Raw genomic sequence first — 26,869 nt, 5'->3', positions numbered from 1 at the left:
AGATAAATCCGGGCTTCCGAAGACTTGCTATTCGATGTAGAATCAAAGGTGGATTGCGGGAATTTTTTCAGGAGGTAGAAAATGATTACATACCCTTTATTGAACGACGGGGCAGCGATCGGTGTGACGGCTTCTTCATATGGCGTAAGTCCACTAGACCGTAAGCTGTTCGAGCAAGCCTGTGAGCGGATGAAAGAAAAAGGATACCGGGTGCATTGCGGCGAGACGGTATTTAAACAGAATAAAGCCAAATCAGCTTCAGGCAAAACACGTGCCGAGGAATTTAACTCCATGATGCAGGATGACGCCATCGACCTTATCATTCCGCCATGGGGCGGGGAATTGTTGATTGAAATGCTGGAATATATAGATTTCAGCCTGGTGCAGGAGAAATGGATATTGGGTTTTTCCGATATCAGTCTGCTTCTGCTTGCCATTACGCTGCAGACTGGTCTGGCAACAGCGCACGGTCCAAGCCTGGCAGATCTGAGAGGGAAGCAAACCGATAACACTACAGCTATGTGGCAAAAGGTAATGTCCACGACCCGTGGAGGTTCGATTATGCAGAAATCTTCGGCAAAGTATCAGCAGGAGGGGGGAGTGGACGTCAATTCCCCCTTTATCTTTCATTTGGATGAGCCGACGGTTTGGAAATCGGTGACTGCTGGTGAAGTAACACTGTCCGGGCGTTTGCTTGGCGGATGCATAGATGTGATCCGGCATATTATCGGGACACCTTTCGGAAATGTGCAGTATTTCCAGCAGAATATGATTCATAACGAACCAATCCTGTGGTATTTGGAGAATTGTGAATTGAACACGGTGGATTTGCGCCGGTCTTTGGTGCAGATGAAACTGGCTGGCTGGTTCGAGCATTGCTCCGGTATTATGTTCGGGAGAAGCGGTGCCAATCGTCCGGTGGACAGCTATACGGTGGAGGATTGTTACAAAGAGTTGTCCGAGGAGCTTCAATTGCCGGTAATCTATGATGTTGACTTCGGCCATGTTCCGCCGCAGCTCACTTTAATCAACGGGGCGTATGCGGAGGTGAAGGTGCAGAACGGTGCGGGGACAATTACCCAGTACTTTAAAGATTAGCGGAAAATGATTAAGGGACAGCCCGGCGGCTGCCCCTTTTTTGTTCAGACTGTTGAATCCACTTCGCCGCTATTCTCAAAGCTGATGTTGTCAATCATGACAGAGATTTTCCCAGAAGGGACTTCAAGCTCATACTCAAGATTGCGCTGGGCCATCAGCAGCTGCATACCCAGTGGCGACAGCCAGGAAATCTTTCCTTCGGCCGGGTCGGTGTATGCAGGGAACACAATGGTATAGGTGTCTATATAACCATCCGCCAAATAGCGGAGGTCCAGCCGGCTTCCAATCAATACACTCGAGCATAGTTTCTCTTCACTATAGTCTGAGAGAAGCTGCTCTAGAACAGTGCAGTAGCGGTTAATCAGTTCCTCCGCCTGTTTTCTCTGAGGATGTTTGCCAGGGTAATAATGATTGAGAAATCCATTTCTCTCTTCATCAAAATATAACAGCTGCTTTACCAGTTGAGTCCGGGAGGTTTGCAGTAGAAGACTATGGTTCATAGTAGATTTCACCCCCTCTAAGAAAAACATCCCCTGCTGCCATCTTGTAATTCGTAATCATGTCCAGCCCTCCTCAAAATTTGGTGTACCGCCCTTAAAAAAGGGTGTGCAAATAGAGATCTCCTTAAATGGAAACCTTCACAACAGTATATCAGCTTCTTAGCAGAGAACCAAACGATTGTTATACAGGGCTGCCATGGATTTTTTCATAATTATGGAGTGAAAACATTTGACCCTTCTTCCATAGGATGTTAAGCTTGACTGATATTAAGGCATTTCGCAGTTTACTGCGAAGTGCCTTGCTGTATGTTTAGAGGTTTCTTACATTAAATGTTACCAGAGGAGTGATGCGCCATGAGCACTTCATTGTTTTCTTATATAGAATTCGAACTATCAAATAATTACATCTGTTAAAGGAGAATATTATGATTCAAGTTAAAGAGTTTGTAGATGCGGATAATTCCTATGCTGAAAATAAGGCAAATGAATTTCTGATGGGATTGCAGGAAGAACAAGTGGTGAAGGTGTGCTACGGTTCCGTAGTCAAATCTTCGCGGGACGGGGCGGAGCATCAACGAAGCACCATTCTGATTGTGTATAAGACGAATGAAAAGCTATAACTGGAGTTTGTTTTTTACGTGGTTGTCCGCCCTTTCCACGTTATGTATAGTGATCATCTTACTTTATCATGCGTTCAGCATTTAGCCGTTCACATTAACGGAAGAACAATAAAGGGACAGCCCGGAGGCTGTCCCTTTAGTTGTTGCAATGTAGTAATAGAATCAAGTACTGACAATTGCTGTTATTTCTTCATCCAGCTCCAGTCTGAGATCTTCGCGGTAAGCCCGGATGCCATACTCACTGTGCATATAGCGGAGGATCGCTTCAGTTATATTGGATTCCACCAGGTATTGGCTTCGGCCTTGAATCCACACCTCTGCGCTGTACCCGGTATCTTCCTCCCAACTGAGCTCTACCTGAACATCTTCCACACGGACTGCCTTGCGTTCAGCCATATGCAGGCAGATGGCGTTAATAATTTCATCCATGCTTAGAACAGTTGTTGGCATTAGTAACGGCCATCCCTTTCCTCAAGCCTGCGTCTTTCTTTTCTGCGACGGAAGAAGGACATGATCAGTACCACTACAAGATAGATGGCAAGCATATTAATCATTAGGCCAAGGAAATTCCCGAAAGCGCCCATTCCGCCGAACATGCCCCCGAAGAGGAAGCCGGCGATTCCGCCGATCATCAGGCCTTTCATCAAGCTGCCTCCGCTGAAGAATCCGCGTTTTGCAGTGCCGGCTGTTGTTCCTTTGGTGCTATCGCTTTGTTTCACATTATTGGTTGTAGATTTCTTTGGAGTGGTGGTGAATCCGCGGGCTCCGGATTTAAAGCCGCCTCCACGTCTTGCATCCGCAAAGTCAGGAGCGGTTACGGCAAAAAACAGGGTAAGGGCCATTACAATCATCATTACGCGTTTCATGGGTTTCATTGAGTACAAGTACCCTCCTAAAGGTTGTCTTGGATTTTGTGGTGTCTGTCCGGTAATACGTAGTATGCCCTAGGAGGTTTCAATTTTAAATATAATAATTTAGAGATTAAATGCCGGAATACAAATTATGGCCAAAAAAAAGTGCGTGGATCCAGGATCCACGCAAACAGCAGTTTCAGAGAGTTGCCTTGTTCTCCACATACCCGTCCGAGACAAGCTCAAGCGCTCCGGTTGCCGGATCGATGATCATGCCGTGCACAGGCACGTTTGGGGGGAGTAAGGGGTGGCGCTTGATCAGCTCCACAGTCTGAATTACCCCTTCCTCCACATTGTCAAACCCGCGCAGCCACTTGGTTAATTTAATCCCTGAGTTCTCCAGGGTCGAAAGGACCTGTTCGGAAACGCCGCGCTCTTTGATCGAGTTGATCATCTTGTCTGCATTCAGTGAAGCCATGCCGCATTCGTAATGGCCGACCACAATAACTTCGTCCGCATCCAGCTCGTATAACGCGACCATTACACTCCGCATTACGCTGCCAAAGGGCTGGGAAATGATCGCACCGGCATTTTTAATGATTTTGACATCACCGTTTTTGAAATTCATCGCTTTGGGGAGCAGCTCTACGAGCCTGGTGTCCATGCAAGTGATAATCAGCATTTTTTTATCAGGGAAGCGGCTGGTCAGATAGGCTTCGTATTCTTTTTTCTCGACAAACTGTTTGTTGAACTCCAGGATATTTGTAATTTGAGTCATGACCATGCTTCCTCCTAAATGTTTTGTGAGCATAGCTTCCTAGGTTTAGGAATATATGCTTAAGGGTTAACGGGGAGTTACTTCGCAAGCAATTCCAGCCCCTGGCTGGGGTACTTCGGTATTGCGCAAGTCTCTTACAAGAATATTCTTGCCATAAATCTGTGAATGACTGTCCAGCTTGAACGAAGAGAAGCGCTCCTCGGCATCAAGCCGCATTTGCTCTTCATAAAAGATCTCCTGCTGGCGGCTGATGATAAAAGGCAACTCGTCTGCATCAATGGAAACATCGCCGGATTGTGCTTCATTAACGATCAGCAGAACATTGATTCCGTCGCAGCCGCAACCCTCCGTATCATAAAAGAGTTTAAAAAGCCCCGGCTGATCCCCAAGCCTTTCCTTCAGCTTCCTCTCGGCCAGAGGTGTAATCTGAATCTTCATGTTCTGTTCACACTCCTATCGGCTTAATAATAAAGTATTTCAAATTAGAGATGTAAGGCTCTGAAGTTGATTATACTTATTTAAAAAAGTATCATCAAGAGGAGACGCTAAAACAGAGAAAGCAGGTGCTCGGATATGGAACAGACGATTAAAGAAGAGTGGAAGAAATTTGAAGAGCTATTGTTAAAAATCAGCGGGTATTCTGAAACAATCGGACTTTTGCATTGGGATCTGCGTACAGGCGCACCTCGTAAAGGGGTGGAGATCCGTTCAGGAACGATCGGCATGCTTAGCGGTGAACTGTTCAGACTGCAGACCTCGCCGGAAATGGGAGAGTTCACTGAATTTTTCAGCCGCCCGGCAGTCAGCAGCCAGCTAAGCGACAACCAGAACAAAATCGTGAAAGATTGCCGCAAGGAGTTCGAGCGCAGCAAGAGCATTCCATCCAAGAGATTTGAGGAATATTCGGTTCTGTCGGCTCATTCGCAAACCGTGTGGGAAGAAGCCAAGGAAAGCAATAATTTTACCTCCTTTGAGCCGTTCTTAAGTCAGATTGTTGCCTTTAAGCAGGAGTTCATTGATTACTGGGGTGTCAAAGGCACCCGATACGATACGCTGCTGGATATGTACGAACCAGACCTGACCACTGAAAAAGTCGATGGAATTTTCGATCGTCTGCGCAGCCGCCTTGTTCCGCTGGTGGAAGCAATCAATGCTTCGCCTAACAAGCCGGACACAAAATTCCTGAGCGAAATCTACGCCAAAGAGCAACAGGAGAAATTCGGCCTCTTTGTTCTGGGGCAGATGGGCTATGACTTTGAAGCGGGCCGGCTGGATGAAAGTGTACATCCTTTCGCAACCGGGCTGAATCCGGGCGATGTGCGCATCACTACCAACTATTTGCTGGACAACGTTACTAGTGCTATTTTCAGCTCGCTCCATGAGGGTGGACATGCTCTGTATGAGCAAAACATCAGCAAGGATCTCGTCGGCACACCGCTGGCTCAAGGGGCTTCTATGGGCATCCATGAATCCCAGTCGAGACTGTGGGAGAATATGATCGGCCGCAGCCGGGCCTTCTGGCAGCGTTATTACGGCGATCTGCAGCAGCATTTCCCTGAGCAGCTGACAAATGTGGAAGTAGAAGATTTCTACCGTGCGATCAACAGTGTGGCGAATTCCTTCATCCGCATCGAAGCCGATGAGCTGACTTATAACCTGCATATTATCGTCCGTTATGAAATCGAGAAGCTGATCTTTAATGAAGGACTGGAAGTGAAGGATCTGCCAAAAGTATGGAATGCCAAATATCAGGAATACCTTGGCATTACACCGCCGACCGATGCGCTTGGCGTACTCCAGGATGTCCATTGGTCCGGCGGCGACTTTGGTTATTTTGCCTCATACTCCCTTGGTAATATGTATGCTGCGCAAATTTTGAACACTCTGCGCAAAGAGCTGCCGGAATTTGACGCTCAGATCGCCGAAGGCAATCTGCTGCCGATTAAGGAATGGCTTACAGACAAGATCTACCGGTACGGCTCGGCGCTGACGCCTTCACAAATTATCGAACAGGTAACCGGCGAACCGCTGAACCCGGATTATCTGGCTGATTATCTCGAAGCGAAATATACGGAGCTTTACAAGCTGTAACACCCAAATGAGGCTATAGGCTGGAATGAGTTCCGGGAACACGATATAATAGAAGGAAACCGCAAACGGAAGGATTATATTATGGCAAACACGCATACTTACAGCCGCAGGGAAGAGGTAGCCAATGCAATTACTCATGGTATAGGTACGGTACTGAGTGTAGCTGCACTTGTTCTGCTTGTTGTATTTGCCAGTCTGAAGGGGACGGCTTGGCATGTAGTCAGCTTTTCCATTTATGGAACGACGATGCTGCTTCTGTATCTGAATTCCACACTGGTTCATAGTCTCAGGGAGGGCAAAGCGAAGGATCTGTTCGAATTCTTTGACCACTCCTCGATTTATCTGTTTATTGCCGGTACCTATACACCATTTTTGCTGGTAGCCATTCGTGGCACGCTTGGATGGAGCCTGTTCGGCGTTATCTGGGGAGTGGCATTCTTCGGAGTATTGTTCAAGGCCTACTTCGTCAAAAGGTTTCTGTTCATGTCCACTGTCTTCTACATTGCGATGGGCTGGCTGATTGTGATCGCCTGGAATCCTTTGTCGGCTGTAGTGGCCGGTGGTGGCATGACCCTGCTGATGGCCGGTGGAATATTGTACACGCTGGGGACCATCTTTTATGTATGGAGAGGTTTCCCGTTCCACCACGCCATCTGGCATGTGTTTGTACTGGCGGGCAGTGTGACCCACTTTTTCGCGGTGCTGATTTACCTGCTTCCCATCCGTTAATTCAGAGCATTTCGGGACAGAAATTATGGTTTGGGCCCAAAGAATAAGATGACAAGCAAAAAGGCTTGACATCTTTCTTTGTTTTCGGTATCATAAGGGACGTTGTGAAGCTGTAAAGTGTTTTTCCTTGACGAAGGGAGTGCCCTTAATGAGTCAGGAGAATAGGCTCGAGAAAACTAACCGGATTAACTTGTTATTTGCTTTCTATGAACGCCTGCTTACTGACAAGCAGCAAACGTTTCTTAAATATTATTTTCACGATGATTTCTCACTCGGAGAGATTGCTGCGGAATTTGAAATCAGCCGCCAAGCCGTTTATGAACATATTAAACGTGCCGAGCAAGTGCTGGACAATTATGAAGAGAAGCTTGGGCTTCTTGCCAAGCATGAAGACCGCAACCGATATTTAGAAGAACTGCGCAGACTGCCGGACAATGGGATGCTGCCTGAGCAATATAAACAGCGGTTCACGGATATCCTGGATCGTTTGCAGAGGTTAGAGTAGCATGAAGGGAGACAGCCGCATATGGCGTTTGAAGGTTTAACCGGAAGATTGCAGAATGTGTTCAGCAAGCTGCGCGGCAAAGGAAAAGTAACTGAAGATGACGTCAACGAAGCGATGCGTGAAGTGCGGCTGGCGCTTCTGGAAGCCGATGTTAACTTCAAAGTAGTCAAGGACTTCGTGTCCAAGGTGAAGGAGAAGTCGATCGGCAAGGAAGTGATGGACAGCTTTACTCCCGGCATGGTCATCATTGATATCGTTAACAAGGAATTAACCGACCTGATGGGTGGAAGCCAAGCGAAGCTGGCCAAGTCCAATAAGCCGCCGACAGTCATTATGATGGCGGGTCTGCAAGGGGCCGGTAAGACGACCACTTCAGGCAAGCTGGCCAAGCTGCTGCAGAAGGGCAATCACCGTCCTTTGCTTGTAGCGGGGGATATTTACCGTCCGGCTGCGATCAAGCAGCTGCAGGTGCTGGGCGAACAAATTAAGGTTCCAGTATTCTCCCTGGGAGATCAGACGAGCCCGGTGGAGATTGCCAGACAAGCGGTCCAGCACGCGAAGGACAACGGACTGGATTATGTGATCATCGATACTGCAGGCCGCCTGCATATTGATGAAGAGCTGATGGAAGAGCTGAAGCAGATCCATAACGTCGTGAATCCTGACGAGGTGCTGCTTGTAGTGGATGCCATGACAGGTCAGGATGCCGTAAATGTAGCCGACAGCTTCAACAAGCAGCTTGAGCTTACCGGCGTAGTGCTGACGAAGCTCGACGGCGACAGCCGCGGTGGTGCAGCATTGTCCGTCAAAGCAGTAACCGGCACTCCGATCAAATTCGCCGCACTGGGCGAGAAGATCGATGCGCTGGAGCCGTTCCATCCGGAACGGATGGCTTCACGGATTCTCGGCATGGGCGATATGCTCTCCTTGATCGAGAAGGCTCAGGCCAACATTGATACCGAAAAAGCGAAGGAAATGGAACGTAAGATGCGTAATGCGGAATTTACGTTCGACGATTTCCTGGAGCAGATGGATCAGGTCAAGAAGCTTGGCCCGATCGACCAGATTCTCGACATGCTGCCTGGCATGAATAAAGCCAAAGGCATGAAGGACCTGAAGGTCGACGACAAGCAGATGGGCCGCGTCGAAGCAATTGTTCATTCGATGACCAAAGCTGAGAAAGCCCAGCCTGAGATCATCAATCATAACCGCCGCAAGCGCATCGCCGCAGGCAGCGGAACCAACGTAGCCGAGGTTAACCGTCTCATCAAGCAGTTCGATGAAATGCGCAAGATGATGAAGCAGTTCTCCGGTATGATGGGCGGCGGCGGTGGTAAGGGTGGTAAGAAAAACGCCATGAAGCAGCTTAAGAGCCTTGGCGGCGGCAAGGGCATGAAGTTTCCTTTCCGTTAATGTTAGTAGTCTTTAAGGTTTAAGCTTTACCCTTAGATCAGACATTGTACAACATCAGATGATCGAGAAGGTCTTAATCTTTTGATCTTAATCTTTTGATCTTAATCTTTTGATCTTAATCTTTTGATCTAAAGAGTCTGTAAAACCAGTTCCCAGGTACCGCCCGTTGTTAAGCGGGTCCCGTCAGGGACGAAAAGCGATCCTGCTCGAACTATCCCAGATCCCGCCAGTCTGAATGCCCACGCCAATTGCACTTAGCCGGGTGTCCAGAGGGCAGAGCCCTTGGGGCCCTCCCTTGGCTAAGGGAGGGTTTGGGAGGGATCGAAAAAAGGTTTCCGGCAAACTCTTCCCAATCTTTCGATATTCTTTTAAGGAGGTGAATTTCGTGGCAGTACGTATTCGTTTGAAAAGAATGGGTGCACATAAAGCGCCTTTCTATCGTGTAGTGGTTTCCGATTCCCGGTCCCCTCGTGACGGTCGTTTCATCGAGGAAATCGGTTATTATAATCCGATTGAACAACCGGCAGTAGTTAAGATCGATGAGGAAAAAGCTCTTAAATGGCTTCAAACAGGTGCACAAGCATCTGATACCGTCCGCAACTTGCTTTCCAAAGCAGGCGTGATGAAGAAGTTCCATGAGCTGAAGCAACAGAAATAATGACTGATTGCGAGGGTCCTCTATGGAAGAATTAGTTGGTGTTATTGCTAAGGCTTTAGTGGATCATCCAGAAGATGTGATCGTGCGGACTGTGGAGAAGGATCACCTGATTGTATATGAGCTCTCCGTACATCCTGATGATGTCGGCAAGGTCATTGGCAAGCAGGGGCGGATCGCCAAAGCGCTTCGCACAGTAGTCACATCTGCAGCAGTCAAGAGCGATAAACGCGTTACCGTGGATATTTTATCTTAATGGATGCGTTCAATGAGGGGCTAGGGATAGTATATCCCGGCTCCTTTTTGTTCAAATATAGCAGTATAGATTAATGTACAAAGAACCAAAATAGGCGTTGCCGTGCCATTTATGTACGAGTCCTACTGCAGCAGTAACGCTGATAATATTTGAAGGAGAGGATTATATGACCGAAGAGTTAACCGTAGGCAGGCTGGTCAATACCCACGGCATTCGCGGGGAGGTTAAGATTTTATCGCATACCGATTTTCCGGATGTCCGCTTTGCGCCGGGCAAAAAGCTGCTGCTTATCCCCGCTGATGGAAGTCCGAAATTCGAGGTGATCGTGGAATCCGCCAAAGAGCATAAAGGGATGTTCATTGCCAAACTGAAGGGCTATACCAACATCAATCAGATCGAGAAATATAAAGGCAGCCTGCTTAAGGTTCCTAGTGATGATCTGGTCGAGCTTCCGGAAAATGAATATTACTTCCACCACATCGTTGGCTGCGAAGTATACACTGATGAGGATGGAAGCCAGCCGCTGGGCACGATTACAGACATCCTGCAGCCTGGAGCCAATGACGTCTGGGTTGTTAAACCGGCCAAGGGACAGGATATTCTTATTCCGGTCATCAATGATGTTGTGCTTGACGTGGATATTGCAGCCCGGAAAATCACCGTTCACCTGATGGAAGGACTATTGCCATGATGAGAATTGATGTGCTGACGCTCTTCCCGGAAATGTGTGAGGGCGTATTTGGCACAAGCATTCTTGGCAAAGCACGTGAAAAAGGCATCGTCTCCCTAAACGCAGTCAATTTCCGTGATTTCTCAGGCAACAAGCATAACAGTGTGGATGACACGCCCTATGGCGGAGGCGGGGGGATGGTGCTGAAGCCTGACCCAATCTTTGCTGCCGTGGAACATGTGCTGGGCATCTCACAGGACGGAGAGCAAGCTGAGGAGATCACTGCGGGAAGTTTTCCCGAAAACGACGATGTAAACGGAGATGAGCGCGAGCATGGTACTGAAGCAATAGTGGAACGTACGTCTGCTTCTCCTGTGAAACCGCGTATTATCCTTATGTGCCCGCAGGGAAAACAGTATAACCAGCACATCGCTGAGGAATTGGCCCAGGAGCAGCATCTGATCTTTATCTGTGGCCATTATGAAGGTTATGATGAACGGATCAGAGAGCATCTCGTAACGGATGAGCTTTCCATTGGGGATTACGTGCTGACTGGTGGTGAGCTGCCCGCCCTGACGGTGATTGATTCGGTGGTGCGGCTGCAGCCCGGGGCCCTCGGAAATGAAACCTCAGCGATAACAGATTCGTTCAGCACCGGCCTGCTGGAGTATCCGCATTATACGCGTCCGGCTGAGTTTCGGGGATGGAAGGTGCCGGATATTCTGCTGAGCGGTCACCATGCCAATATCGAAATTTGGCGGCGTGAGCAGGCTCTGGAACGAACCCTGGAGCGCAGACCGGATCTCCTGGATACCGCCGAATTAACGGTGAAGGATAAGAAGTCGCTGGAGCGTTTGCGCCAGCAGCAGAACAAGCCTGAAAAAAATAATTAATGGCACAAGGCATATCACACGTCTTTTTAACGTATATTACGTTGAGGAGGCGTTTTTTGTTATGTAGTGAATAATTTTACAGACACATAAGCTTCACAAAAAAATAAGAGCAAATGTGCGTAGTTATCCTTTTTTTAGGGTAATAGTTAGAGGTGCCGCAATAAGATATGCAACTTAGATGCAGTTAGCTTAACAATTGAAAGGAATGAACTGAAAGTGACTACGAATACGCGTGAAGAGTTTAAACCGGACGTGGACACTGTCCACAAGGAAGCGGAGCCGCTCCGCACAGTAAGCGATATTATCGATTTTTATACGAATCGTAAATCGTAACCCCCTTTCTTGAGTAGAGAACAGACCCTGGCAACAGGTCCAATAGGAGAAGTGCTATAGTAATAGCAGCAGTAACCCAAAAAACCATTAGAACAGACGGATCAATGACCCGCTGCTTTAATGGTTTTTTACATGAAAAAGACCGTCCGAAGACGGTCTCTCTACCCGAGGCGCTGTTTTATTACCTTGATCCGTATCCCGCGCCACCAAAGCCAGTTGTTCAGCCGTTGGTCCGGGTAAGGGATACGTTCAGCATGTCATGCTTGATGTGAACGCACCTCCTTTCCTTGTGCCAAGAGTATAGCATAACGTGATTTAAAAATCTATAAAATTTTAAGAATATATTAAGAACTATTTTCACAGAAGAAAGCATTGCTTTGATGAGAAGTCGGAGATCTGCGCTTGTTTTCGTTTTAAAACGTCAATAACCGCCGCATAAGTTCCGCAGCTTCCTCCGCAACCTCCGTATCCGGGATCGCTAAGTCACCGATGCCAGCCTGGCATTGATAACGAATCCGCAGCGTGCCATCTATGTGCTGTTTTTCTATAATGCTAATTCCGCTTTGATGTGCTTGCTCCTTTATCATGAGATCTTCTTGCGTTAATCTTTCCCGGGCCTGCGTCAGCCACGCGACGTACGGGTCAAGTGTGTGCATCGAGAGGAATATCTGGGAGTCCCGTTCGAATGCGGCTTTCACCATCGGAAGGATCGCGTAAGGGCGGATGAAGTTACGGACTTCTACGGTGGTACATGCGGGTGATGTGCGTATTGCGGACATTACAGTGCCTCCGTTCAATTGCGAATATATGTTCGCATTATATCTCAAATGAAGAAGTTTGTATAGGTGCGCGTTATTTTATTGCATAGGTGCGCGGGCATACGCTATAATAAACGCAGATTGGTAAAAGCTGTGACGACCGTATGGGCAATCGTTGACAGAACGTGATAATGGCGCGGAAGTTACGGAGTAGCCGTCGGGGTATAGCGCAGCCTGGTAGCGCGCACCCTTGGGGTGGGTGAGGTCGCAGGTTCAAATCCTGTTACTCCGATACGACACTAAAAAAACCGCTTCATACGGATTCAAGATTCCGTATGAAGCGGTTTTTTGTCTTTCCACTTGGTTATCGTCGCTCTAGTACTTCACTGTCACTGCGGGTAAGCTTAATGATCCCAGTAACCAATGCATATAATGCAACAACCGTGAGTACGATAATGGCCCAGACGTAGTTTCTTACTGTGTAAGTAAGTGATGCAAAGATTAGGAACAAGGCGATGCGCAGTATTCCCTCGTTAATAAAATTTCTCCCTGCTGTACTCATGATTCCTGCCTCCTTAAGTTCGGATTAGTACATATACAAGCCCGTAAGCGCTTTACTGTTTATAATCTTATTATAAACCTTTTCTAACGAAAAAGACACATATTGTTCACAAGTTATTTATTTCACATATATTTCACAATGGTAACTTAGCCGTTACCGGCTAATCCCTCCAGTCATAAAATAAATCACTACAGTAAAGGAGGAGTTACGGGTGGAAGCATATTATAATTGTCTGCAATGCAAAAACAAAAGGGTACGGATTATGACAACCGATGGAAAACAGCATGAAGGTATCATCGTGGATGTGGATCGTAACAATGTCTATCTGAAAACGAAGGGCAACGGAAAAATGAAAACCTCGGCATTTTACCCAGGCAATTATTACGGCGGTTTTTACGGGTACGGCAGTGAAATTTTAACTTTAAGCTTGTTTACGCTGCTGGCAATCGCGCTGATCTAAAAGGCAAAAAAGTGGGCCTCCCTAATCTGGGAAGCCCACTTTTTGCGTATATACGTAAATTTTGATATTCGGTTCGGTATCTTTCATTTTAGTTCTGTATGGAGATGGAGCCGATTTCCGTGGATAGTGACAATAGCGGTCCACCCCCGTTTAAATCATGTTTGCCGGAACCTGTACCGGAAATATGTCCAAGCTCGCTGGAGGCCTCCACGGTGCATTTGAGACTGCTGTCCAAAGAGGCGGATATTTTGCCTATGTCACTTTTAGCTTTGAGACTGCTGCCGTTTTTCATCTCATTGATATTTAGCCCGATGCTTCCGGTATCTGTCTCTACCTTGGACTTGCCGGTGATTTCAACATCCCGGAGTGTGATGGCTCCAACATCGCTCGAAATGTCAAAGGTTCCCTGCAACTGACTCAGCTCAATAGAACCTACATCATTATTGATTTCAAATCTGTCGACACTGGCTGGAAGCTCAATCAGGTAGTTGATGCTGAAATCTGAATAGCCGTATTTTTTGTGCGCCCAGGACCATAAATCCTTTTTGGGGCTGTCCTTGGCGTAGGTGGATACTTTAAGCTCGTCACCGCTAATTTTTACAGATACTTCAGCATTGTCAAACAACTCTGGAGCATATTTGCTGGAGGCATGATGGGCTACGATAGTAGCGGTTACGTTGACGGTATTTCCTGTAGAGGAGATGACCTCAACCTCACCCACTGCATTGTCTAGGGTAAGTGTAGAGGAAGACCCTGGTTTCGAGGTGGCAACAAGTTCTTTGCTGACACTGTCAGCTGTGATCTGTTCTGCCACGATGGACGCAGTATTCTGAGCGGCTTGCTGCACATTTTCCATGGCTTCTCCGATATCCTGCCCAAGGTTTGCTGTTGCTTCACTTAAGCCCTGCCCTAAATCTGATGCTGCTTCGCTGATTTCCTGCCCGAGTTCACTAGAGAAATCTTCAAACTCCCCATTGCTGTCAGCAACTTCCTGTTGGGAGTTGCCGGATAAGCGCTGTTCAAGTTGATTATCAGCAGCTTCCTTGCCAGGCAATTCTCTGCAGCCGGCTAATAGTACAATGGAGAAAACAGCCAGTGCTGCAATCTTCGCTGGTTTATAATTTTTTTTCAAATGGAGCCCCTCCTAAAAGTCTGTATGTTGCTTATGTATATTCGTTATTATATATTATGGTAAATAATTGAATAACAGGCTGGAGACCGGTTGCTGTGCTGGACTAAAGTCCAGTACCTATGGGCGTGACTACAAATCAATAAACGATTGTGTTAAAATTAGCTGTAGATGATATGTTCAGTAAAGCTGAAACGGCGGGTTGGAAATCAGAGCAATGGAAGTGTAGAAGTGTAACGGAGCTTGGCAGCAGAAAACAGACCGACTCTCAGGCACCACGAAGGGCGGTCTATTACTATTTTGACTGTAAAAAGTCAAGGGAGCGGATGAGCCTGATGCGATATGCAACAATCCTGATCGTATTGTTATTTGTTGTGGTTGTTTATTGGCTGTTTAGCAGACGGCATAAGAGGGCCGGAAGTCCGAAGACTGCAACGGCCAGCAATGTGATCTCGATGGACAGACACCGCAAAGCTAAGCAGAGTTCCACGGAGCAGCTATGCTCCTCATGCAAGAAGAGAAACGGCAAACTAATCTTTTATGCCCAGGATAATGGAAGCGTAGTCGGACTATGCAAGGATTGCAAAACCAAAGCCCAAAAGAAGGATATGCTGCCGCTATAAAAATATAGTTGTATTAGCCTACTCTTTATGTTATTATTATTTCTGTTGTGTGGAATACGGTGGTCCTCTGCGGATAATGAGGGAGAGCGATGGTCTCTCCGGAAGAGGCATGAACACCTGTACGGAAGGAGGAAGTCCTAAATGAATATCCTACAAGCAATTACGCAAGAACAAATCCGCAAAGATATCCCGAGTTTTCGCCCGGGTGACACTTTGAAGGTACACGTAAAAGTTATCGAAGGAACTCGTGAACGGATCCAGTTGTTCGAAGGCGTTGTAATTAAACGTCGCGGCGGTGGAATTGGTGAGACTTTTACGGTTCGTAAAATTTCTTACGGTGTTGGTGTGGAAAGAACTTTCCCAATCAACTCGCCTAAACTCGAGAAAATCGAAGTGGCTCGCCGTGGTAAAGTTCGTCGTGCGAAGCTCTACTATCTTCGTGAACTGCGCGGTAAAGCTGCAAGAATTAAAGAAATCCGTCGCTAGAATAGTGACAAAGGAAAGGGGCTTGAGTTCAAGCCCCTTTCGTTTATTCTTGTTGCTATATCCGGTTCTTCTCGACCCCAATAATGGACATTAAAATAGTTGCCTTAGGATCAGCTTCTCCGAAAAGGCCTCCTGAAGGAGTAATCGTGGAGGAGTTTTTGGCAGGAGTTTTTTTGTGTTGTATAGTGAATATAGGATGAAGAGAGGACGGTGAATTATGCAGCAGGATTTGCAGCAGGGACAAGGGGAGATCGTGGAGTCCGGCGGACAGAACCCCAAGAAACAGAAGAATGAAGTGTTGGAATGGATTAAAGCGATAGCAATTGCATTGGTTCTGGTGATTCTGATACGCTGGCTTTTATTTAAGCCGTTTATTGTGGATGGACCTTCCATGAAGCCTAATTTCCATACCGGTGAACGGGTAATTGTAAATGAAATCTTGTATGACATCCGCTCTCCGCAGCGTGGCGAGGTGATTGTGTTTCATGTGCCTTCAGAGGGCAAGGACTTCATCAAGCGCGTAATTGGAGTGGCTGGAGATACGGTGAAAGTCGAAGGGGATGTCGTTACAGTTAACGGAGAACCTGTGAACGAAACTTACATTCAAGGCGCGATTGATGAAGCGCATAATAATAATGCTTTGTACAATAATAAAGATTTCCCTAACGAAGATTTTACTGACGGCACAGTGCCGGAAGGACATGTATTCGTAATGGGGGATAACCGCTCAGACAGTACAGATAGCCGGATGATCGGTTATGTGCCGCTTGGCGATATTGTAGGCCGTGCAGATCTGATTTTTTGGCCGGTCAAAGACATTTCAGTAATTAACCATTAAGCTGACAGAAGTCAAAGGAGGTGACGGCTATGGCCATTCAATGGTTTCCGGGTCATATGACGAAGGCTAGACGGCAAATTGAGGATAAGCTGAAGCTGATAGATGTTGCAATAGAACTGCTCGATTCCCGTCTGCCGCTTTCCAGCCGCAATCCGATGATTGACGATATTTTACGGGACAAGCCAAGATTGATTATTCTGAATAAAGCGGATTTGGCTGATCCAGAAGCGACGCGCAAATGGTTGGCGTACTTCAAAGCCCAGGGGCATGTCGCCCATCCTGTAGATGCGTCTACCGGAACAGGTGTGAAAGAAATTCCTGAACAGGTTAAGCTGCTGCTGAAGGAGAAGATTGATCGGCAAATTGCCAAGGGAATGAATCCGCGGGCGATGCGCGCACTGATCGTGGGGATTCCCAATGTGGGCAAATCGACGCTCATTAACCGGATGGCAGGCAAGAGCATCGCTGCAACCGGTGACCGCCCAGGGGTCACAAAGGGCCAGCAATGGATCAAAACGGGCGGAAATCTGGAACTTCTGGATACCCCGGGTATTCTGTGGCCAAAGTTCGAGGATCAGGATGTAGGCTACCGCCTTGCGGTAACCGGCGCTATTAAAGAGGAGATTCTGAACGTCGAGGATATCGCCTTTTATGCTGTCAAATATCTGGTCTCGGATTATGGTTCCCGGTTTAAGGAACGCTTCGGGATTGATAAGCTTCCTGAGGATCTGGAGAACCCCGATGAGATCGTTGCCGTTCTGGAAGCAGTAGGCCGTAAACGCGGCTGTCTGATCAGTGGCGGACGTGTGGATCTGGAGAAGGCGTCACGTACGTTACTCCATGAACTGCGGGCAGGAAAGCTTGGAACCTTTACCTTGGAGATGCCTTAAGCACGGTAAAATAATGATTGGATTATAAGCCATCCACTTTTTGGGGTGGCTCTTTTTGTTGTTTTTGTTTTTGAAGCATGATAGAAATGGGTCCTATGCAGATTTATTTTATTAACTTAAAGAGGGATGCCCCCTGAAGGCTTCATATGATAAGCTAAACAGCAGTAGGATTGAATATAAGTGAAACTGGCGGTGGATGAACAGTGAGTACTACAGATATGTTGTTATACGAAAAAGAAGGCTGGGAGCAGTCGTTTTGCCGGATTGCCGGTGTAGATGAGGTGGGCAGAGGCTGTCTGTTCGGGGATGTTGTCGCTGCAGCGGTGATATTGCCAGAAGGCCTTATTATAGAGGGTGTTGACGATTCAAAGAAGCTGAGCGCGAAGAAGAGAGGTGTTTTGTTTGAGCTCATTATGGAGCAAGCGCTGGCGGTTGGTGTTGGCCACGTTGACTCTGCGGTCATTGATGAAATTAACATTAAACAGGCTTCGCGGCTGGCGATGAAGAAGGCGGTGGAGGGCTTGAGCCATACGCCGGATTACATGCTAATAGATGCGGAAAAAGTAGATCTGCCGCTTCCTCAGCGTTCAATTATTAAAGGAGATGCCAATAGTCAATCTATAGCTGCGGCATCCATTGTGGCGAAGGTGACCCGTGACCGGCTCTGTGAAGGCTTATGGGAGGAATTATACCCGGACTATGGGATTAAAATACATAAAGGCTACGCGACCAAGCTTCACCGCGAGCAAATTGTGGCCCTGGGGCCAACGCCTATGCACCGGCGGAGCTTCATCAGCCGGATATTGGCGGAGCAGCAGACGTTATTTTAAAAAAAGAACTCAAATGTCGATATACTAAGAAGACATTAAACGAAGGGAGGAGGAAACGGCATGAATATCGGATCTTTGATTCGAGGATTGCTCGGAGACAGTAAACCGGGAGAAGCCAAGTCTTTGGAACTGAAGGAAGGCCAGGTCGTTCGTGGTGTAGTCCTCAGTGTGTCGGAATCCGGCAAAGAAGCGGTCGTACAGATCCAAGGCACGCCTGTCCGTGCGGAGCTGGAAACTCCGCTGCAGCCTGGACAAACCTTAAATCTGCAGGTTCCCCCTCCGGGTGAGGGCGGGCTGCCCGTATTGAAGCCGGTCTCCCTTGGCGAATCAGCTCTTGCATCAGCTCAGAGCATGGGGGAGGCACTGGAATCACTTGGGCTGTCAGATTCCAAGGCAGGACGGGAGATTATTCAAGCCATGCAATCAGGAGGCCTGCCCCTGACCAAAGAGACGGCGGCGAAGCTCGATGCGGTGATGAACGCCAAGCCGCAAGGCGTACCTACTTCGGAGTGGCTGGAAGCGGCAGTGATCTCGGTGAAACGGGGACTTCCTGTGACAGCGGAGAGCGTGAAGGGGCTGCAGCAGGCTGTATTTGGTCCGAAACTGCATGAATTGCTGACCAAGCTTGAAACGGAGCTTACGCTCTGGGCACAGCAGGAAAGTGAAGGGGAGGGTGGAAAGGCTATAGGTGGTTCGGAGAAGCTTACGGCTCCTTCCGGATCTGCTGCCCCTTCTTCTACCGGCAATACTGGTACTGGTCTCGCTGTGGCAGGCGGAGAGCTTGATGTCGATCCAGCAGACGCTAAAGCTGCCCTAGCGGCTTCTGCTATGCCGGACGAAGCTGCTGACGGGGCCAAACCAGCTGTGCAGTCTACGGCAGCGCAGGCTGGCGCAGGGAAGGGTGAACAGGCTGCGGCAGCGATTGCCGCGAACACACCCGAAGCCGAAGGTACTAATCCTGAAGCCGCAGCCAAGAACGTGGCAGGTACTGCTGCGGCTGTGCCGGCAGACAACGAATCTGCCGACGCGGGTGTTCTCCCTAAGGCAGCAAATGCGGCTTCAGGGAGTTCCGCTGAAGGAACTGATGCGCAGAATCCTGCGGCGCGGCTGAAAGAGAGTGGAGCAGATCCTGCGGCGGTACGAATCGGCACAGGATCTGCTGGATCAGGGGCAGAGCCTGCGGCGAATGCGGCAAAGCCGGGGACCGCAGCTCAGCCGGAACGTGCACAAACTGCCACAGGCAATGCTGGTGGACCGGCAGCGCAGCAGTCCGGCACGGCCCTGCTCACGAAGCTGCAGGGCGTGCTCAGCGAGCTGCGCGGCACACTGCCGCAGCTCGCCGCTTCGCCGCCCGCTAACGTTGCGGGCGGAAGCCCCGCGCCAACGCCGGCGGCACCACCAGCGCCAGCGGCGGCACTAACGTCGGCGGCAGCACCAACGCCAGCGTCTACGCCAGCGCCAGCGCCACTGGCTGCGCCAACGGCGGCAGTGCCAGCGCCTGCGGCTGCACCGCCGCAGGGCAATGCAGCCCCGCTGACGCAGGCGGGGCAAACCCAGGCCCCCGCGGCGGCTGCGCCACGCGGGGAGAGCCCGGCTGCTGCGTCAGCGCCGCAGCCGGGGCCCGCTGCCACCCAGGACACGGAGTCCTGGGTGGGGCGGGTGCTGAAGCTGCTCGGTGCGGAGCACGAGCAGCAGGCGGTGCGCGGCAGCTTCGCAGCCGGCGCAGAGGCGCGGCCTGTGCCAGCGGCCGCGGGAACGCGTGAAGCAGCGCTGCCGCTGGCGGCGCTGCAGGGCGGTGCGGCGGCGGCGGAAGATGCCGCCGACACGCTGAAAGGCGTGCTGCTGCAGGTGATGAGCAGCGATGCGCCGCCTGCGGTGAAGGAAGCCGCAGGCCAGCTTGTGCAGCAGCTGACCGGACAGCAGCTGCTGCTCAACACGGACCGTACGGCACCGTTCGCACAGGTGACGCTGTTTCTGCCGCTGCGGGGTGAGGATGGACAGGAAACGGCTTCTGTCCATATTCAGTCGCGGCGTGGCCGCAAGGGTGAACTGGATGCGGCGAACTGCCGGCTTTGGTTCGATTTGGACATGAAGCAGCTGGGACAGACGCTGGTTGACGTCCAAGTGGTCGACCGGATCGTAAGCCTCAAGGTGCATAATAATGATCCTTGGGTACTTGAACTGCTGGAGGATCGGCGGGAGGATGTCCAATCCGCAGTGGAGTCAATAGGCTACCAGCTTTTAAGCTTGCGTACAGAGCCCTTGCCGGAGCCCAGCTCGCTTGCGGCATCCGGTATGAAGACTGTGTCCAAGCTGGCAGACTATGTTCCTGACTCCTACAAAGGAGTCGATTACCGGATATGAGTGAGCCAAATGAAGTTTCACAGAACCTTAAGAAGGCTGTTGCACTGAAATATACTCCAGGCCAAAGCGAAGCCCCGGTAGTTGTGGCTAAAGGGCAAGGCGCTGTGGCGGATATGATTTTGCAGCGGGCCAAGGAGAACGGGGTCGCCGTTCAGGAGGATGCAGCACTGGTGGAGGTCCTGTCGAAGTTGGACCTCGATCAGCAGATTCCTCCTGAGCTGTATCATTTGGTGGCGGAGATTCTAAGCTATATCTACCAGAGTGACCGTTCTGCAGGAGAGCGGAGGCTCAAGTGAGGGAGACCGGCACAGGCGGGCGGTATACCCGCAAACAAAAAGGAACTGCAGCTGAGCAAGCTGCTGTAATGTATTTGACTTCCCAAGGTTACGATATAATAAAATGCAATTGGCGCTGCCGCAGCGGCGAGATTGACATTATTGCTGAGCTTGAAGGCAGGCTGATCTTCGTGGAAGTGCGGAGCCGCAGCGGAAACCCTCAGCAGGGGACACCCGAGGAATCTGTGAACACCCGCAAAATACGGCAGGTGCGTAATACGGCAGAGGTCTATTTGCATGCCACAGGTCAGGAAGAACGGCAGGTCTCCTTTGATGTGATTTCGGTATTACTGAATGACGATACGAGTATCGCTGCTCTAAGGCACATTCGCGAGGCATTTTAAGTAGTTTTTGTCGATTTAATGTCCATATTAGAGCTTATGTCTTGACATTACTTCCGTGTCATGGGTCATTTCTTAAGGGAAATGGGTAAACATTATTGTAACTTTTAATGCTGCCATGAGGAGGGTTGTCCGCATGAGGAATCAACCATTTGATATACAAGTAAGTTTTACATGCCAAGAATGTGAACAGAAGATCGCTGTAGATTTAGGCGGAGAGCCTTTATCCGTTGTCTGCTGCAGCCAATGCAACAAAACCTTCACCGTTATGCGGCCAGCCATTGCCGAGGAGATATTGATTGATTGGGAGAATGAGGCGCTTATCCAAAAGATTCGGGCCGAAAAGAGCCAAAACGACAGCAGCAGCCTGTTGTCACTGGTTATTAAAGTGATAGAGCTGCTAACCTGGCGGGATAAGGGCAATGGACAGGTGGAGGCAATTAGGGAAATGCGTAAATGGCTTATTGATCATGAAGAAGTCCCGCCACTCGCCGAATTGATTCAACTGGATGCAAACCAGCGTCCCAACAAACGGGAATGGCGTAAATAAAATTAAGTGCAGCGTAATTGGGAAATCAGAATATAAAGAGTTTCCGTGAAAGTTGGGTGTGCGCAAATGTCTAAAGTATTTTTTACCTCAGACCACCATTTTGGGCATAAGCTGATTATTGATTTTGAATCACGTCCCTTCAGTGGTGTGGAGGAGATGAACCGGACGATGATCGAGAACTGGAATTCCGTGGTGGGGGAAGGGGATACGGTATTTCATCTTGGGGATTTTTCATTTATGAATCTGGAAGCGACGACGGGGATAGTGTCTTCACTGAACGGCTACAAGATACTGATTCTCGGCAATCATGACCGCGGGCGAAGCCGCAAATGGTGGCTGGAGGCGGGCTTCGACGAGGTTAGTGAATACCCGATGATCTACAAGGATTTCTTCTTTCTTTCACATGAACCGATGTATATGAACAAACATATGCCTTACGTGAATGTGCATGGTCATATTCATGGGCAGAAATATGAAGGAAACAATCATTTTAATATTTGTGTGGAGCATTGGGGCTACAAACCGCTCTCTTTTGAGCAAATTAGGGATGCTGTGGTGGTAAGTGAAGAGGGTTAATTCATCACCTTTTTAAATGCCCTTTCACATTTGTGCAAATAAGCTCGAGGGTAATCTCCGTTCAGCTATTGCGCATGGCTGCAGATCATTTGTATACTGGTTATAATATAATCTCGGAAAATGAGGAAGCACCCTTTTTCTTGAAACGACAACGCTCAATGTTGGGCGTATTTCAGGAGAAGAGGTGTTTTTTTATGTACGGAAAAATGCACAGCGCCTGCCTGTATGGGATTGAGGGTGTGATGATCGGTGTTGAAATTGATCTGGCCAACGGTTTACCACAGACGAATATCATTGGATTGCCTGATTCTGCTATTCGTGAAGCTGTGGAAAGAGTGCGTGCAGCGGTCAAAAATTGTGGTTATCGTTATCCTCAGCAGCGTGTTACGGTCAATTTAGCCCCGGCTGATCTGCGTAAGGAAGGTTCGGCATTCGATCTGGCTATTGCCCTGGGCATTCTGACGACAAGCGGCCAACTGGTGATGCCTGAAGCAGAAAAGCTGCTGCTGATCGGCGAACTGGCGCTCGACGGCAGCCTGCGCCCTGTGACAGGTGTGCTGCCGATGGTAGAAGCAGCGCGGCGTGCCGGATTTCGTGCTGTATTGGTGCCATTGGGCAACGCAGCTGAGGCCGCTTTAATTAGCGGGATCACAGTGTATGCTATAGAGCATTTGCGGCAGCTGCCGCAGCCTGAACAGCAATCGGTAGTGAACCTGGCGGGTATGAAAGAGAGTGCAGCAGTTCACTGTCCGGACATCGCAAAGAGAAGCGAGGTAGAGCAGCAAATAGTAAGCGTGAATACAATGGGTGTTTATGAATCGAATGGCTCAGTCGAAACTAAATCTTCTCTGCCAGTAGGGTTGGCTGCTGCTGAAGCTATAGCTGTGACAAAGGAGACTGTCCTGCAAAATCCGCTGCCGTTTCCGGTTTCCGTCAGCAGCGGTCTTGCGAACAGCGAGCGTCCTCCGGTCATGGCGCTTACGCTGGATCATTTAAAATATATACCGGCAGTGATGTATGAAGGATCTGCCTTAACTGCAGACGACGGTATGCTGGAGGATTACAGTGATGTTCTAGGGCAAAATCATGTGAAGCGGGCTTTAACCATTGCGGCGGCGGGGATGCACAATATTATCCTGATGGGGCCACCGGGAACGGGGAAAACGATGCTCATCAAACGGCTTCCTAGTATTCTACCGCCGCTGAATGACCGTGAATCCCTGGAGGTGACCAAAATTTTCAGCGCGGCGGGCAAGCTTAAGGATGCCCACAGCGGGCTGCTGCGGGGGCGCCCGTTCCGTTCGCCCCATCATACCATCTCTGCGGCAGGGCTTATTGGCGGTGGAGGGATTCCCAAGCCGGGTGAGGTCAGCTTAGCCCATCGCGGTATTCTCTTTCTGGATGAGCTGCCGGAATTCTCGCGCAATGTACTAGAGGTTCTGAGGCAGCCCTTGGAGGACCGGGTAGTGACGATCAGCCGTGCCCGCGCTGCTTTTACTTTTCCCGCCCAATTTTTGCTAGCCTGTTCTATGAATCCTTGCCATTGCGGGTATCTTGGGAGCGGAGGGTTGCAGCAGAGATGCACCTGCAGCCCTGCGCGGATTGCACAATACCGCTCTAAGATTTCCGGACCGCTGCTGGACCGGATTGATATGCAGGTGGATGTTCCCCGTCCGAAGGATTGGGGCGGTGAGGGGTCTTCATTATCTTCGGCAGAGATGCGCGCAGAGGTCCTGAAAGCTCAGGCTATTCAGACAGAGCGATATAAGGCTCTGCCAATATCCTGGAACAGCGAACTATCCGGTGCGGCTTTGCGCCGTTATGCCAGTTTGGGCAGGGAAGGCACATTGATGCTGCATACCATTCTGGAAAGTCTCGGCTTAAGCATGCGGGCCCATGATCGGATTATTAAGCTGGCCCGGACGATTGCCGATCTGGAGGGATCCGCAGACATTGCTTCTGCACATCTGGCGGAGGCGGTGCAGTACCGCAATCTGGACAGGCAGATCATGACAGAGGACTAGCGATTTTTAGTATATAGTCTATTACGAATGATGAGATATATTAACGGCAAACAAGCCGCCCATAGCCAACGGACGGCTTGTTCTGTTCTCACTTCGAGAATGGTCGGGAAGACGCAGATTCTTTACAGTACGTTGATTTCCACTTCAATGTTACCGCGGGTAGCGCGGGAGTATGGGCAGGCACCGTGGGCGGCTTCTACAAGCTGGGCAGCAGTTTCATGGTCAACGCCTTTAACCAGAACATCAAGCTTCACAGCGATGCCAAAACCCCCGTCTTCAACTTTGCCGAAGCTTACAGTAGCGGTAACTTCGCTGCCTTCAATCTTCACTTTGCCCATCCGGGCCACCATGTTCAACGCGCTGTCAAAACAAGCGGAATATCCGGCAGCGAACAGCTGCTCAGGATTTGTGCCTTCACCGCCGGCGCCACCCATTTCGCGGGGAGTGCTGATCGTAAGCGCCAGCTTAGGGTTCTCCGACTCAATAGTTCCGTTTCTTCCGCCTACTGCTTTAACTGTAGTTTCATACATTTTTTGTTGAATAGTCATCATTATTATTCGCTCCCGTTCATTTGATAATGTATTGTACACAACTTAATTTATCACAATTAAAATAATAGTCAATCTATTTTTCGCTATTAACATGATATTACGGATGAATTGTGATAAAATAATGTCATAAAGGCAGGTGAAGAAGAAATGCAAAAGACAACCACAACTCCTGAGCTAATGCTTGATAATCAACTTTGTTTTACCATCTATGCTTGCTCGCGCGAATTTACGAAGCTGTACCAGCCTCACCTGGACAAGATCGGTTTAACGTACTCCCAGTATCTAGTAATGATCGTGCTTTGGGAAAGACAGCAGTGTACGGTTAAAGAGCTGGGCGAAGCCCTGTTTTTGGACTCCGGTACATTAACGCCGCTATTGAAACGGCTGCAGGCAGCAGGTTTGATTCTGCGTGAGCGTTCCTTGCAGGATGAGCGGAAGGTTCTGATTTCCCTGACAGAAAAGGGCTGGGCTCTGCAAGGTGAAGCGGCATGCATCCCGGGGAAAATGGCGGAAGGAACGATGCTCTCGGCAGATGAATTTGTTGCTCTGCTGGGTCAGTTTAAAGACCTACTGGCTCGTGTACACGAAGCCAACATTAATGCCTCTAAATAGCTCTTGAAAGCTATGTCAATATAATCGTTCGCATTCCGGCATGAAATCAAGCGAAAATGTGTGTGCAAATAGTGAAAGTTTTTGAGGAAAGCGCTTTTAAAACATGTTACAATATTCTGGGTTTCCTTTTCTGACATATAGCTAAATATAGATGAAAATCTGTATTTCAAAGCTTGTGTCACTGCAGAAGCCACGCCGTTTCTATTAGATGCGGTTAGGTTTTCTGCTTGTGCCGGAATATGTAGCAATAAACCGGTCTGGACCCGGCTTTGGACAATCAAAACGGAAAGCGGAATGGCTGCAGGCTGCCTGTTTAAGCCACCGCAACACTTTAGGAGGCTTCCGGTATGAATATCCACGAGTATCAGGGAAAAGAAGTACTTAAGAAGTACGGCGTAGCCGTACCGAACGGAAAAGTAGCTTATACAGTGGAGGAAGCAGTAGAAGCTGCAGTATCGCTGGGTACACCGGTAGTGGTGGTAAAAGCGCAGATTCATGCAGGCGGACGCGGAAAAGCCGGCGGTGTGAAGGTAGCTAAGTCGCTTGACGAAGTCCGGTCTTATGCCGGAGAGATTCTTGGCAAGACACTGGTGACCCATCAAACCGGTCCTGAAGGCAAGGTTGTAAAGCGGCTGCTGATTGAAGAAGGCTGCCAGATTGTGAAAGAGTATTACATTGGAATCGTTGTGGACCGTGGCTCCGGCCGGGTGGTCATGATGGCTTCTGAAGAAGGCGGAACGGAAATTGAGGAGGTAGCGGCCACTCATCCGGAAAAGATTTTCAAGGAAATCATTGATCCTGCAGTAGGCTTGCAGACTTTCCAGGCCCGCAAATTGGCGTACAGCATTGCTATTCCGACAGAACTGGTGAATAAGGCTGTCAAGTTCATGCAAGCGCTATATTTGGCTTTTGTGGATAAGGATTGCTCCATTGCGGAGATTAATCCGCTGGTCGTTACAGCTGACGGGAATGTAATGGCTCTGGATGCCAAGCTTAATTTTGACTCTAACGCATTGTTTCGTCATAAGGATATTCTGGAGCTGCGGGACCTTGATGAAGAGGACGAGAAGGAAATTGAAGCCTCGAAATACGATCTCAGTTATATTGCCCTTGACGGCAACATCGGCTGTATGGTCAACGGCGCGGGACTTGCGATGGCTACAATGGATATCATTAAATATTACGGCGGCGAACCGGCCAATTTCCTGGATGTAGGGGGCGGTGCGACGACCGAGAAGGTTACCGAAGCTTTTAAAATCATTTTGTCCGATGATAAAGTGAACGGGATCTTCGTCAATATATTCGGTGGAATTATGCGCTGCGATGTTATCGCCACGGGTGTCGTGGAAGCGGCCCGGCAGCTTGGTCTGACCAAACCGCTCGTCGTGCGTCTTGAGGGAACCAATGTGGCACTGGGCAAGCAGATTCTTGCCGGTTCCGGACTGAATATTGTTGCTGCCGATTCCATGGCGGACGGTGCCCGGAAAATTGTTGCTCTTGTGTAATCGCGGCTGGGCCTTTGAGCGCCAGTGCTCGTATTCGACAAAC

The 26,869-nt window shown here is 49.2% G+C and carries 33 protein-coding genes and 1 tRNA gene; 25 read left to right on the top strand and 9 right to left on the bottom strand.

Going from position 1 to position 26,869, the window contains the following annotated elements; all coding sequences use genetic code 11:
* Positions 1–81 precede the first annotated feature (81 nt).
* Positions 82–1,098, top strand: a complete 1,017-nt coding sequence (locus ACQ76X_RS05280) for a S66 family peptidase (RefSeq protein ID WP_038593648.1) — start codon at positions 82–84, stop codon at positions 1,096–1,098.
* A 44-nt stretch (positions 1,099–1,142) separates the two neighbouring features.
* Here the strand turns inward: ACQ76X_RS05280 and ACQ76X_RS05275 are convergent, their stop codons facing one another.
* Positions 1,143–1,598: a GreA/GreB family elongation factor gene (locus tag ACQ76X_RS05275; RefSeq protein ID WP_438492054.1), complete on the bottom strand. Its 456-nt coding sequence runs from the start codon at positions 1,596–1,598 to the stop codon at positions 1,143–1,145.
* Positions 1,599–2,023: 425 nt separating this feature from the next.
* Between ACQ76X_RS05275 and ACQ76X_RS05270 the strand changes: the two genes are divergently transcribed.
* The gene (locus tag ACQ76X_RS05270; RefSeq protein ID WP_038593642.1) at positions 2,024–2,218 is read left to right on the top strand and encodes a sporulation protein Cse60; all 195 of its coding nucleotides are present in this window, start codon (positions 2,024–2,026) and stop codon (positions 2,216–2,218) included.
* Positions 2,219–2,380: 162 nt separating this feature from the next.
* On the opposite strand, the gene ACQ76X_RS05265 is transcribed toward ACQ76X_RS05270, so the two are convergent.
* The 4 genes from ACQ76X_RS05265 to ACQ76X_RS05250 all read right to left on the bottom strand — a co-directional run bounded on the left by ACQ76X_RS05265 (position 2,381) and on the right by ACQ76X_RS05250 (position 4,285).
* The gene (locus ACQ76X_RS05265) at positions 2,381–2,668 is read right to left on the bottom strand and encodes a YxcD family protein (protein ID WP_438492052.1); all 288 of its coding nucleotides are present in this window, start codon (positions 2,666–2,668) and stop codon (positions 2,381–2,383) included.
* The gene (locus ACQ76X_RS05260) at positions 2,668–3,084 is read right to left on the bottom strand and encodes a hypothetical protein (protein WP_438492121.1); all 417 of its coding nucleotides are present in this window, start codon (positions 3,082–3,084) and stop codon (positions 2,668–2,670) included. Before ACQ76X_RS05260 ends, ACQ76X_RS05265 begins: the two co-directional genes overlap by 1 nt.
* A gap of 184 nt (positions 3,085–3,268) precedes the next feature.
* The gene (locus tag ACQ76X_RS05255) at positions 3,269–3,847 is read right to left on the bottom strand and encodes a beta-class carbonic anhydrase (RefSeq protein ID WP_038593636.1); all 579 of its coding nucleotides are present in this window, start codon (positions 3,845–3,847) and stop codon (positions 3,269–3,271) included.
* A gap of 66 nt (positions 3,848–3,913) precedes the next feature.
* Complete coding sequence (locus ACQ76X_RS05250; RefSeq protein WP_438492051.1) at positions 3,914–4,285, bottom strand: iron-sulfur cluster biosynthesis family protein; 372 nt, start codon at positions 4,283–4,285, stop codon at positions 3,914–3,916.
* 135 nt (positions 4,286–4,420) lie between these two features.
* On the opposite strand from ACQ76X_RS05250, the gene ACQ76X_RS05245 reads away from it, so the two are divergent.
* The 8 genes from ACQ76X_RS05245 to trmD all read left to right on the top strand — a co-directional run bounded on the left by ACQ76X_RS05245 (position 4,421) and on the right by trmD (position 11,059).
* A complete protein-coding gene (locus tag ACQ76X_RS05245) occupies positions 4,421–5,938 on the top strand; it encodes a carboxypeptidase M32 (RefSeq protein ID WP_438492049.1) in 1,518 nt (505 codons plus the stop codon).
* An 81-nt stretch (positions 5,939–6,019) separates the two neighbouring features.
* Complete coding sequence (gene trhA, locus ACQ76X_RS05240) at positions 6,020–6,667, top strand: PAQR family membrane homeostasis protein TrhA (RefSeq protein ID WP_438492047.1); 648 nt, start codon at positions 6,020–6,022, stop codon at positions 6,665–6,667.
* A gap of 148 nt (positions 6,668–6,815) precedes the next feature.
* Positions 6,816–7,172 carry a YlxM family DNA-binding protein gene (ylxM, locus tag ACQ76X_RS05235; protein WP_076110128.1) on the top strand — a complete coding sequence of 119 codons (357 nt, stop codon included), beginning with the start codon at positions 6,816–6,818 and terminating at the stop codon, positions 7,170–7,172.
* Positions 7,173–7,193: 21 nt separating this feature from the next.
* Positions 7,194–8,585 carry a signal recognition particle protein gene (ffh, locus tag ACQ76X_RS05230; protein ID WP_038593625.1) on the top strand — a complete coding sequence of 464 codons (1,392 nt, stop codon included), beginning with the start codon at positions 7,194–7,196 and terminating at the stop codon, positions 8,583–8,585.
* A 385-nt stretch (positions 8,586–8,970) separates the two neighbouring features.
* A complete protein-coding gene (rpsP, locus tag ACQ76X_RS05225) occupies positions 8,971–9,243 on the top strand; it encodes a 30S ribosomal protein S16 (RefSeq protein WP_036688604.1) in 273 nt (90 codons plus the stop codon).
* 22 nt (positions 9,244–9,265) lie between these two features.
* Positions 9,266–9,496 (top strand): KH domain-containing protein, encoded by a 231-nt coding sequence (locus tag ACQ76X_RS05220; RefSeq protein WP_038593622.1) that lies wholly within the window; start codon positions 9,266–9,268, stop codon positions 9,494–9,496.
* A 166-nt stretch (positions 9,497–9,662) separates the two neighbouring features.
* Positions 9,663–10,187: a ribosome maturation factor RimM gene (gene rimM, locus ACQ76X_RS05215; RefSeq protein ID WP_076110126.1), complete on the top strand. Its 525-nt coding sequence runs from the start codon at positions 9,663–9,665 to the stop codon at positions 10,185–10,187.
* Entirely contained in the window at positions 10,187–11,059 is an 873-nt protein-coding gene (gene trmD / locus ACQ76X_RS05210) for a tRNA (guanosine(37)-N1)-methyltransferase TrmD (protein WP_438492119.1), read from the top strand. Before rimM ends, trmD begins: the two co-directional genes overlap by 1 nt.
* 746 nt (positions 11,060–11,805) lie before the next feature.
* Here the strand turns inward: trmD and ACQ76X_RS05205 are convergent.
* Positions 11,806–12,171, bottom strand: a complete 366-nt coding sequence (locus tag ACQ76X_RS05205; RefSeq protein WP_438492045.1) for a hypothetical protein — start codon at positions 12,169–12,171, stop codon at positions 11,806–11,808.
* A 197-nt stretch (positions 12,172–12,368) separates the two neighbouring features.
* Between ACQ76X_RS05205 and ACQ76X_RS05200 the strand changes: the two genes are divergently transcribed.
* Positions 12,369–12,442, top strand: a tRNA-Pro gene (locus tag ACQ76X_RS05200).
* A gap of 72 nt (positions 12,443–12,514) precedes the next feature.
* On the opposite strand, the gene ACQ76X_RS05195 is transcribed toward ACQ76X_RS05200, so the two are convergent.
* Positions 12,515–12,712 carry a hypothetical protein gene (locus tag ACQ76X_RS05195; RefSeq protein WP_038593613.1) on the bottom strand — a complete coding sequence of 66 codons (198 nt, stop codon included), beginning with the start codon at positions 12,710–12,712 and terminating at the stop codon, positions 12,515–12,517.
* 211 nt (positions 12,713–12,923) lie between these two features.
* Between ACQ76X_RS05195 and ACQ76X_RS05190 the strand changes: the two genes are divergently transcribed.
* Entirely contained in the window at positions 12,924–13,172 is a 249-nt protein-coding gene (locus tag ACQ76X_RS05190; protein ID WP_038593610.1) for a hypothetical protein, read from the top strand.
* Between the two features lie 88 nt (positions 13,173–13,260).
* Here the strand turns inward: ACQ76X_RS05190 and ACQ76X_RS05185 are convergent, their stop codons facing one another.
* A complete protein-coding gene (locus ACQ76X_RS05185; RefSeq protein ID WP_438492043.1) occupies positions 13,261–14,304 on the bottom strand; it encodes a hypothetical protein in 1,044 nt (347 codons plus the stop codon).
* Positions 14,305–14,636: 332 nt separating this feature from the next.
* Between ACQ76X_RS05185 and ACQ76X_RS05180 the strand changes: the two genes are divergently transcribed.
* From ACQ76X_RS05180 to ACQ76X_RS05130, 11 genes are all read left to right on the top strand, one after another.
* A complete protein-coding gene (locus ACQ76X_RS05180; protein ID WP_438492041.1) occupies positions 14,637–14,924 on the top strand; it encodes a hypothetical protein in 288 nt (95 codons plus the stop codon).
* Between the two features lie 141 nt (positions 14,925–15,065).
* Positions 15,066–15,410, top strand: coding sequence for a 50S ribosomal protein L19 (gene rplS, locus ACQ76X_RS05175; RefSeq protein WP_038593601.1), 345 nt, complete (start codon positions 15,066–15,068; stop codon positions 15,408–15,410).
* Positions 15,411–15,627: 217 nt separating this feature from the next.
* Entirely contained in the window at positions 15,628–16,248 is a 621-nt protein-coding gene (gene lepB, locus ACQ76X_RS05170; RefSeq protein ID WP_438492038.1) for a signal peptidase I, read from the top strand.
* A gap of 29 nt (positions 16,249–16,277) precedes the next feature.
* Positions 16,278–17,138 (top strand): ribosome biogenesis GTPase YlqF, encoded by an 861-nt coding sequence (ylqF, locus tag ACQ76X_RS05165; RefSeq protein WP_438492036.1) that lies wholly within the window; start codon positions 16,278–16,280, stop codon positions 17,136–17,138.
* 218 nt (positions 17,139–17,356) lie between these two features.
* A complete protein-coding gene (locus ACQ76X_RS05160; protein ID WP_438492118.1) occupies positions 17,357–17,968 on the top strand; it encodes a ribonuclease HII in 612 nt (203 codons plus the stop codon).
* Between the two features lie 60 nt (positions 17,969–18,028).
* Entirely contained in the window at positions 18,029–20,332 is a 2,304-nt protein-coding gene (locus tag ACQ76X_RS05155; RefSeq protein WP_438492034.1) for a DNA ligase, read from the top strand.
* Entirely contained in the window at positions 20,329–20,628 is a 300-nt protein-coding gene (locus ACQ76X_RS05150) for an EscU/YscU/HrcU family type III secretion system export apparatus switch protein (RefSeq protein WP_038593587.1), read from the top strand. Before ACQ76X_RS05155 ends, ACQ76X_RS05150 begins: the two co-directional genes overlap by 4 nt.
* Entirely contained in the window at positions 20,625–21,011 is a 387-nt protein-coding gene (locus tag ACQ76X_RS05145; RefSeq protein ID WP_438492032.1) for a YraN family protein, read from the top strand. The genes ACQ76X_RS05150 and ACQ76X_RS05145 overlap by 4 nt, the downstream gene beginning before the upstream one ends.
* Before the next feature lie 133 nt (positions 21,012–21,144).
* Positions 21,145–21,558 (top strand): hypothetical protein, encoded by a 414-nt coding sequence (locus ACQ76X_RS05140; RefSeq protein ID WP_438492030.1) that lies wholly within the window; start codon positions 21,145–21,147, stop codon positions 21,556–21,558.
* Between the two features lie 66 nt (positions 21,559–21,624).
* On the top strand, positions 21,625–22,134 hold the full coding sequence (locus ACQ76X_RS05135; RefSeq protein WP_076110116.1) for a metallophosphoesterase: 510 nt from the start codon (positions 21,625–21,627) through the stop codon (positions 22,132–22,134).
* A 194-nt stretch (positions 22,135–22,328) separates the two neighbouring features.
* Complete coding sequence (locus ACQ76X_RS05130; RefSeq protein WP_438492028.1) at positions 22,329–24,158, top strand: YifB family Mg chelatase-like AAA ATPase; 1,830 nt, start codon at positions 22,329–22,331, stop codon at positions 24,156–24,158.
* A 122-nt stretch (positions 24,159–24,280) separates the two neighbouring features.
* Here the strand turns inward: ACQ76X_RS05130 and ACQ76X_RS05125 are convergent, their stop codons facing one another.
* On the bottom strand, positions 24,281–24,709 hold the full coding sequence (locus tag ACQ76X_RS05125; protein WP_076110114.1) for an organic hydroperoxide resistance protein: 429 nt from the start codon (positions 24,707–24,709) through the stop codon (positions 24,281–24,283).
* Positions 24,710–24,856: 147 nt separating this feature from the next.
* Between ACQ76X_RS05125 and ACQ76X_RS05120 the strand changes: the two genes are divergently transcribed.
* A complete protein-coding gene (locus ACQ76X_RS05120) occupies positions 24,857–25,321 on the top strand; it encodes a MarR family winged helix-turn-helix transcriptional regulator (RefSeq protein ID WP_038593568.1) in 465 nt (154 codons plus the stop codon).
* A 347-nt stretch (positions 25,322–25,668) separates the two neighbouring features.
* Positions 25,669–26,826 carry an ADP-forming succinate--CoA ligase subunit beta gene (gene sucC / locus ACQ76X_RS05115; protein WP_038593563.1) on the top strand — a complete coding sequence of 386 codons (1,158 nt, stop codon included), beginning with the start codon at positions 25,669–25,671 and terminating at the stop codon, positions 26,824–26,826.
* Positions 26,827–26,869: the final 43 nt, after the last annotated feature.

This window comes from Paenibacillus sp. IHBB 3054, from assembly GCF_051594305.1.
Lineage (GTDB): Bacteria > Bacillota > Bacilli > Paenibacillales > Paenibacillaceae > Paenibacillus_AQ.
Note: the sequence above shows the minus strand (reverse complement) of the source record. Positions and strands in the feature narration are given on the sequence as shown.

Coding starts and splice junctions, on each gene's coding strand:
- ACQ76X_RS05255 (WP_038593636.1), bottom strand. CDS start 3,847: ATGACTCAAATTACAAATATCCTGGAGTTCAACAAACAGTTTGTCGAG.
- ACQ76X_RS05245 (WP_438492049.1), top strand. CDS start 4,421: ATGGAACAGACGATTAAAGAAGAGTGGAAGAAATTTGAAGAGCTATTG.
- ACQ76X_RS05260 (WP_438492121.1), bottom strand. CDS start 3,084: ATGAAACGCGTAATGATGATTGTAATGGCCCTTACCCTGTTTTTTGCC.
- ACQ76X_RS05265 (WP_438492052.1), bottom strand. CDS start 2,668: ATGCCAACAACTGTTCTAAGCATGGATGAAATTATTAACGCCATCTGC.
- ylxM (WP_076110128.1), top strand. CDS start 6,816: ATGAGTCAGGAGAATAGGCTCGAGAAAACTAACCGGATTAACTTGTTA.
- rplS (WP_038593601.1), top strand. CDS start 15,066: ATGAATATCCTACAAGCAATTACGCAAGAACAAATCCGCAAAGATATC.
- ACQ76X_RS05250 (WP_438492051.1), bottom strand. CDS start 4,285: ATGAAGATTCAGATTACACCTCTGGCCGAGAGGAAGCTGAAGGAAAGG.
- ACQ76X_RS05270 (WP_038593642.1), top strand. CDS start 2,024: ATGATTCAAGTTAAAGAGTTTGTAGATGCGGATAATTCCTATGCTGAA.
- ACQ76X_RS05120 (WP_038593568.1), top strand. CDS start 24,857: ATGCAAAAGACAACCACAACTCCTGAGCTAATGCTTGATAATCAACTT.
- ACQ76X_RS05220 (WP_038593622.1), top strand. CDS start 9,266: ATGGAAGAATTAGTTGGTGTTATTGCTAAGGCTTTAGTGGATCATCCA.
- rimM (WP_076110126.1), top strand. CDS start 9,663: ATGACCGAAGAGTTAACCGTAGGCAGGCTGGTCAATACCCACGGCATT.
- ACQ76X_RS05205 (WP_438492045.1), bottom strand. CDS start 12,171: ATGTCCGCAATACGCACATCACCCGCATGTACCACCGTAGAAGTCCGT.
- ACQ76X_RS05130 (WP_438492028.1), top strand. CDS start 22,329: ATGTACGGAAAAATGCACAGCGCCTGCCTGTATGGGATTGAGGGTGTG.
- ACQ76X_RS05135 (WP_076110116.1), top strand. CDS start 21,625: ATGTCTAAAGTATTTTTTACCTCAGACCACCATTTTGGGCATAAGCTG.
- trhA (WP_438492047.1), top strand. CDS start 6,020: ATGGCAAACACGCATACTTACAGCCGCAGGGAAGAGGTAGCCAATGCA.
- lepB (WP_438492038.1), top strand. CDS start 15,628: ATGCAGCAGGATTTGCAGCAGGGACAAGGGGAGATCGTGGAGTCCGGC.
- ACQ76X_RS05195 (WP_038593613.1), bottom strand. CDS start 12,712: ATGAGTACAGCAGGGAGAAATTTTATTAACGAGGGAATACTGCGCATC.
- ACQ76X_RS05180 (WP_438492041.1), top strand. CDS start 14,637: ATGCGATATGCAACAATCCTGATCGTATTGTTATTTGTTGTGGTTGTT.
- ylqF (WP_438492036.1), top strand. CDS start 16,278: ATGGCCATTCAATGGTTTCCGGGTCATATGACGAAGGCTAGACGGCAA.
- ffh (WP_038593625.1), top strand. CDS start 7,194: ATGGCGTTTGAAGGTTTAACCGGAAGATTGCAGAATGTGTTCAGCAAG.
- ACQ76X_RS05140 (WP_438492030.1), top strand. CDS start 21,145: ATGAGGAATCAACCATTTGATATACAAGTAAGTTTTACATGCCAAGAA.
- ACQ76X_RS05155 (WP_438492034.1), top strand. CDS start 18,029: ATGAATATCGGATCTTTGATTCGAGGATTGCTCGGAGACAGTAAACCG.
- ACQ76X_RS05280 (WP_038593648.1), top strand. CDS start 82: ATGATTACATACCCTTTATTGAACGACGGGGCAGCGATCGGTGTGACG.
- ACQ76X_RS05275 (WP_438492054.1), bottom strand. CDS start 1,598: ATGAACCATAGTCTTCTACTGCAAACCTCCCGGACTCAACTGGTAAAG.
- sucC (WP_038593563.1), top strand. CDS start 25,669: ATGAATATCCACGAGTATCAGGGAAAAGAAGTACTTAAGAAGTACGGC.
- trmD (WP_438492119.1), top strand. CDS start 10,187: ATGAGAATTGATGTGCTGACGCTCTTCCCGGAAATGTGTGAGGGCGTA.
- ACQ76X_RS05160 (WP_438492118.1), top strand. CDS start 17,357: ATGTTGTTATACGAAAAAGAAGGCTGGGAGCAGTCGTTTTGCCGGATT.
- ACQ76X_RS05125 (WP_076110114.1), bottom strand. CDS start 24,709: ATGATGACTATTCAACAAAAAATGTATGAAACTACAGTTAAAGCAGTA.
- ACQ76X_RS05150 (WP_038593587.1), top strand. CDS start 20,329: ATGAGTGAGCCAAATGAAGTTTCACAGAACCTTAAGAAGGCTGTTGCA.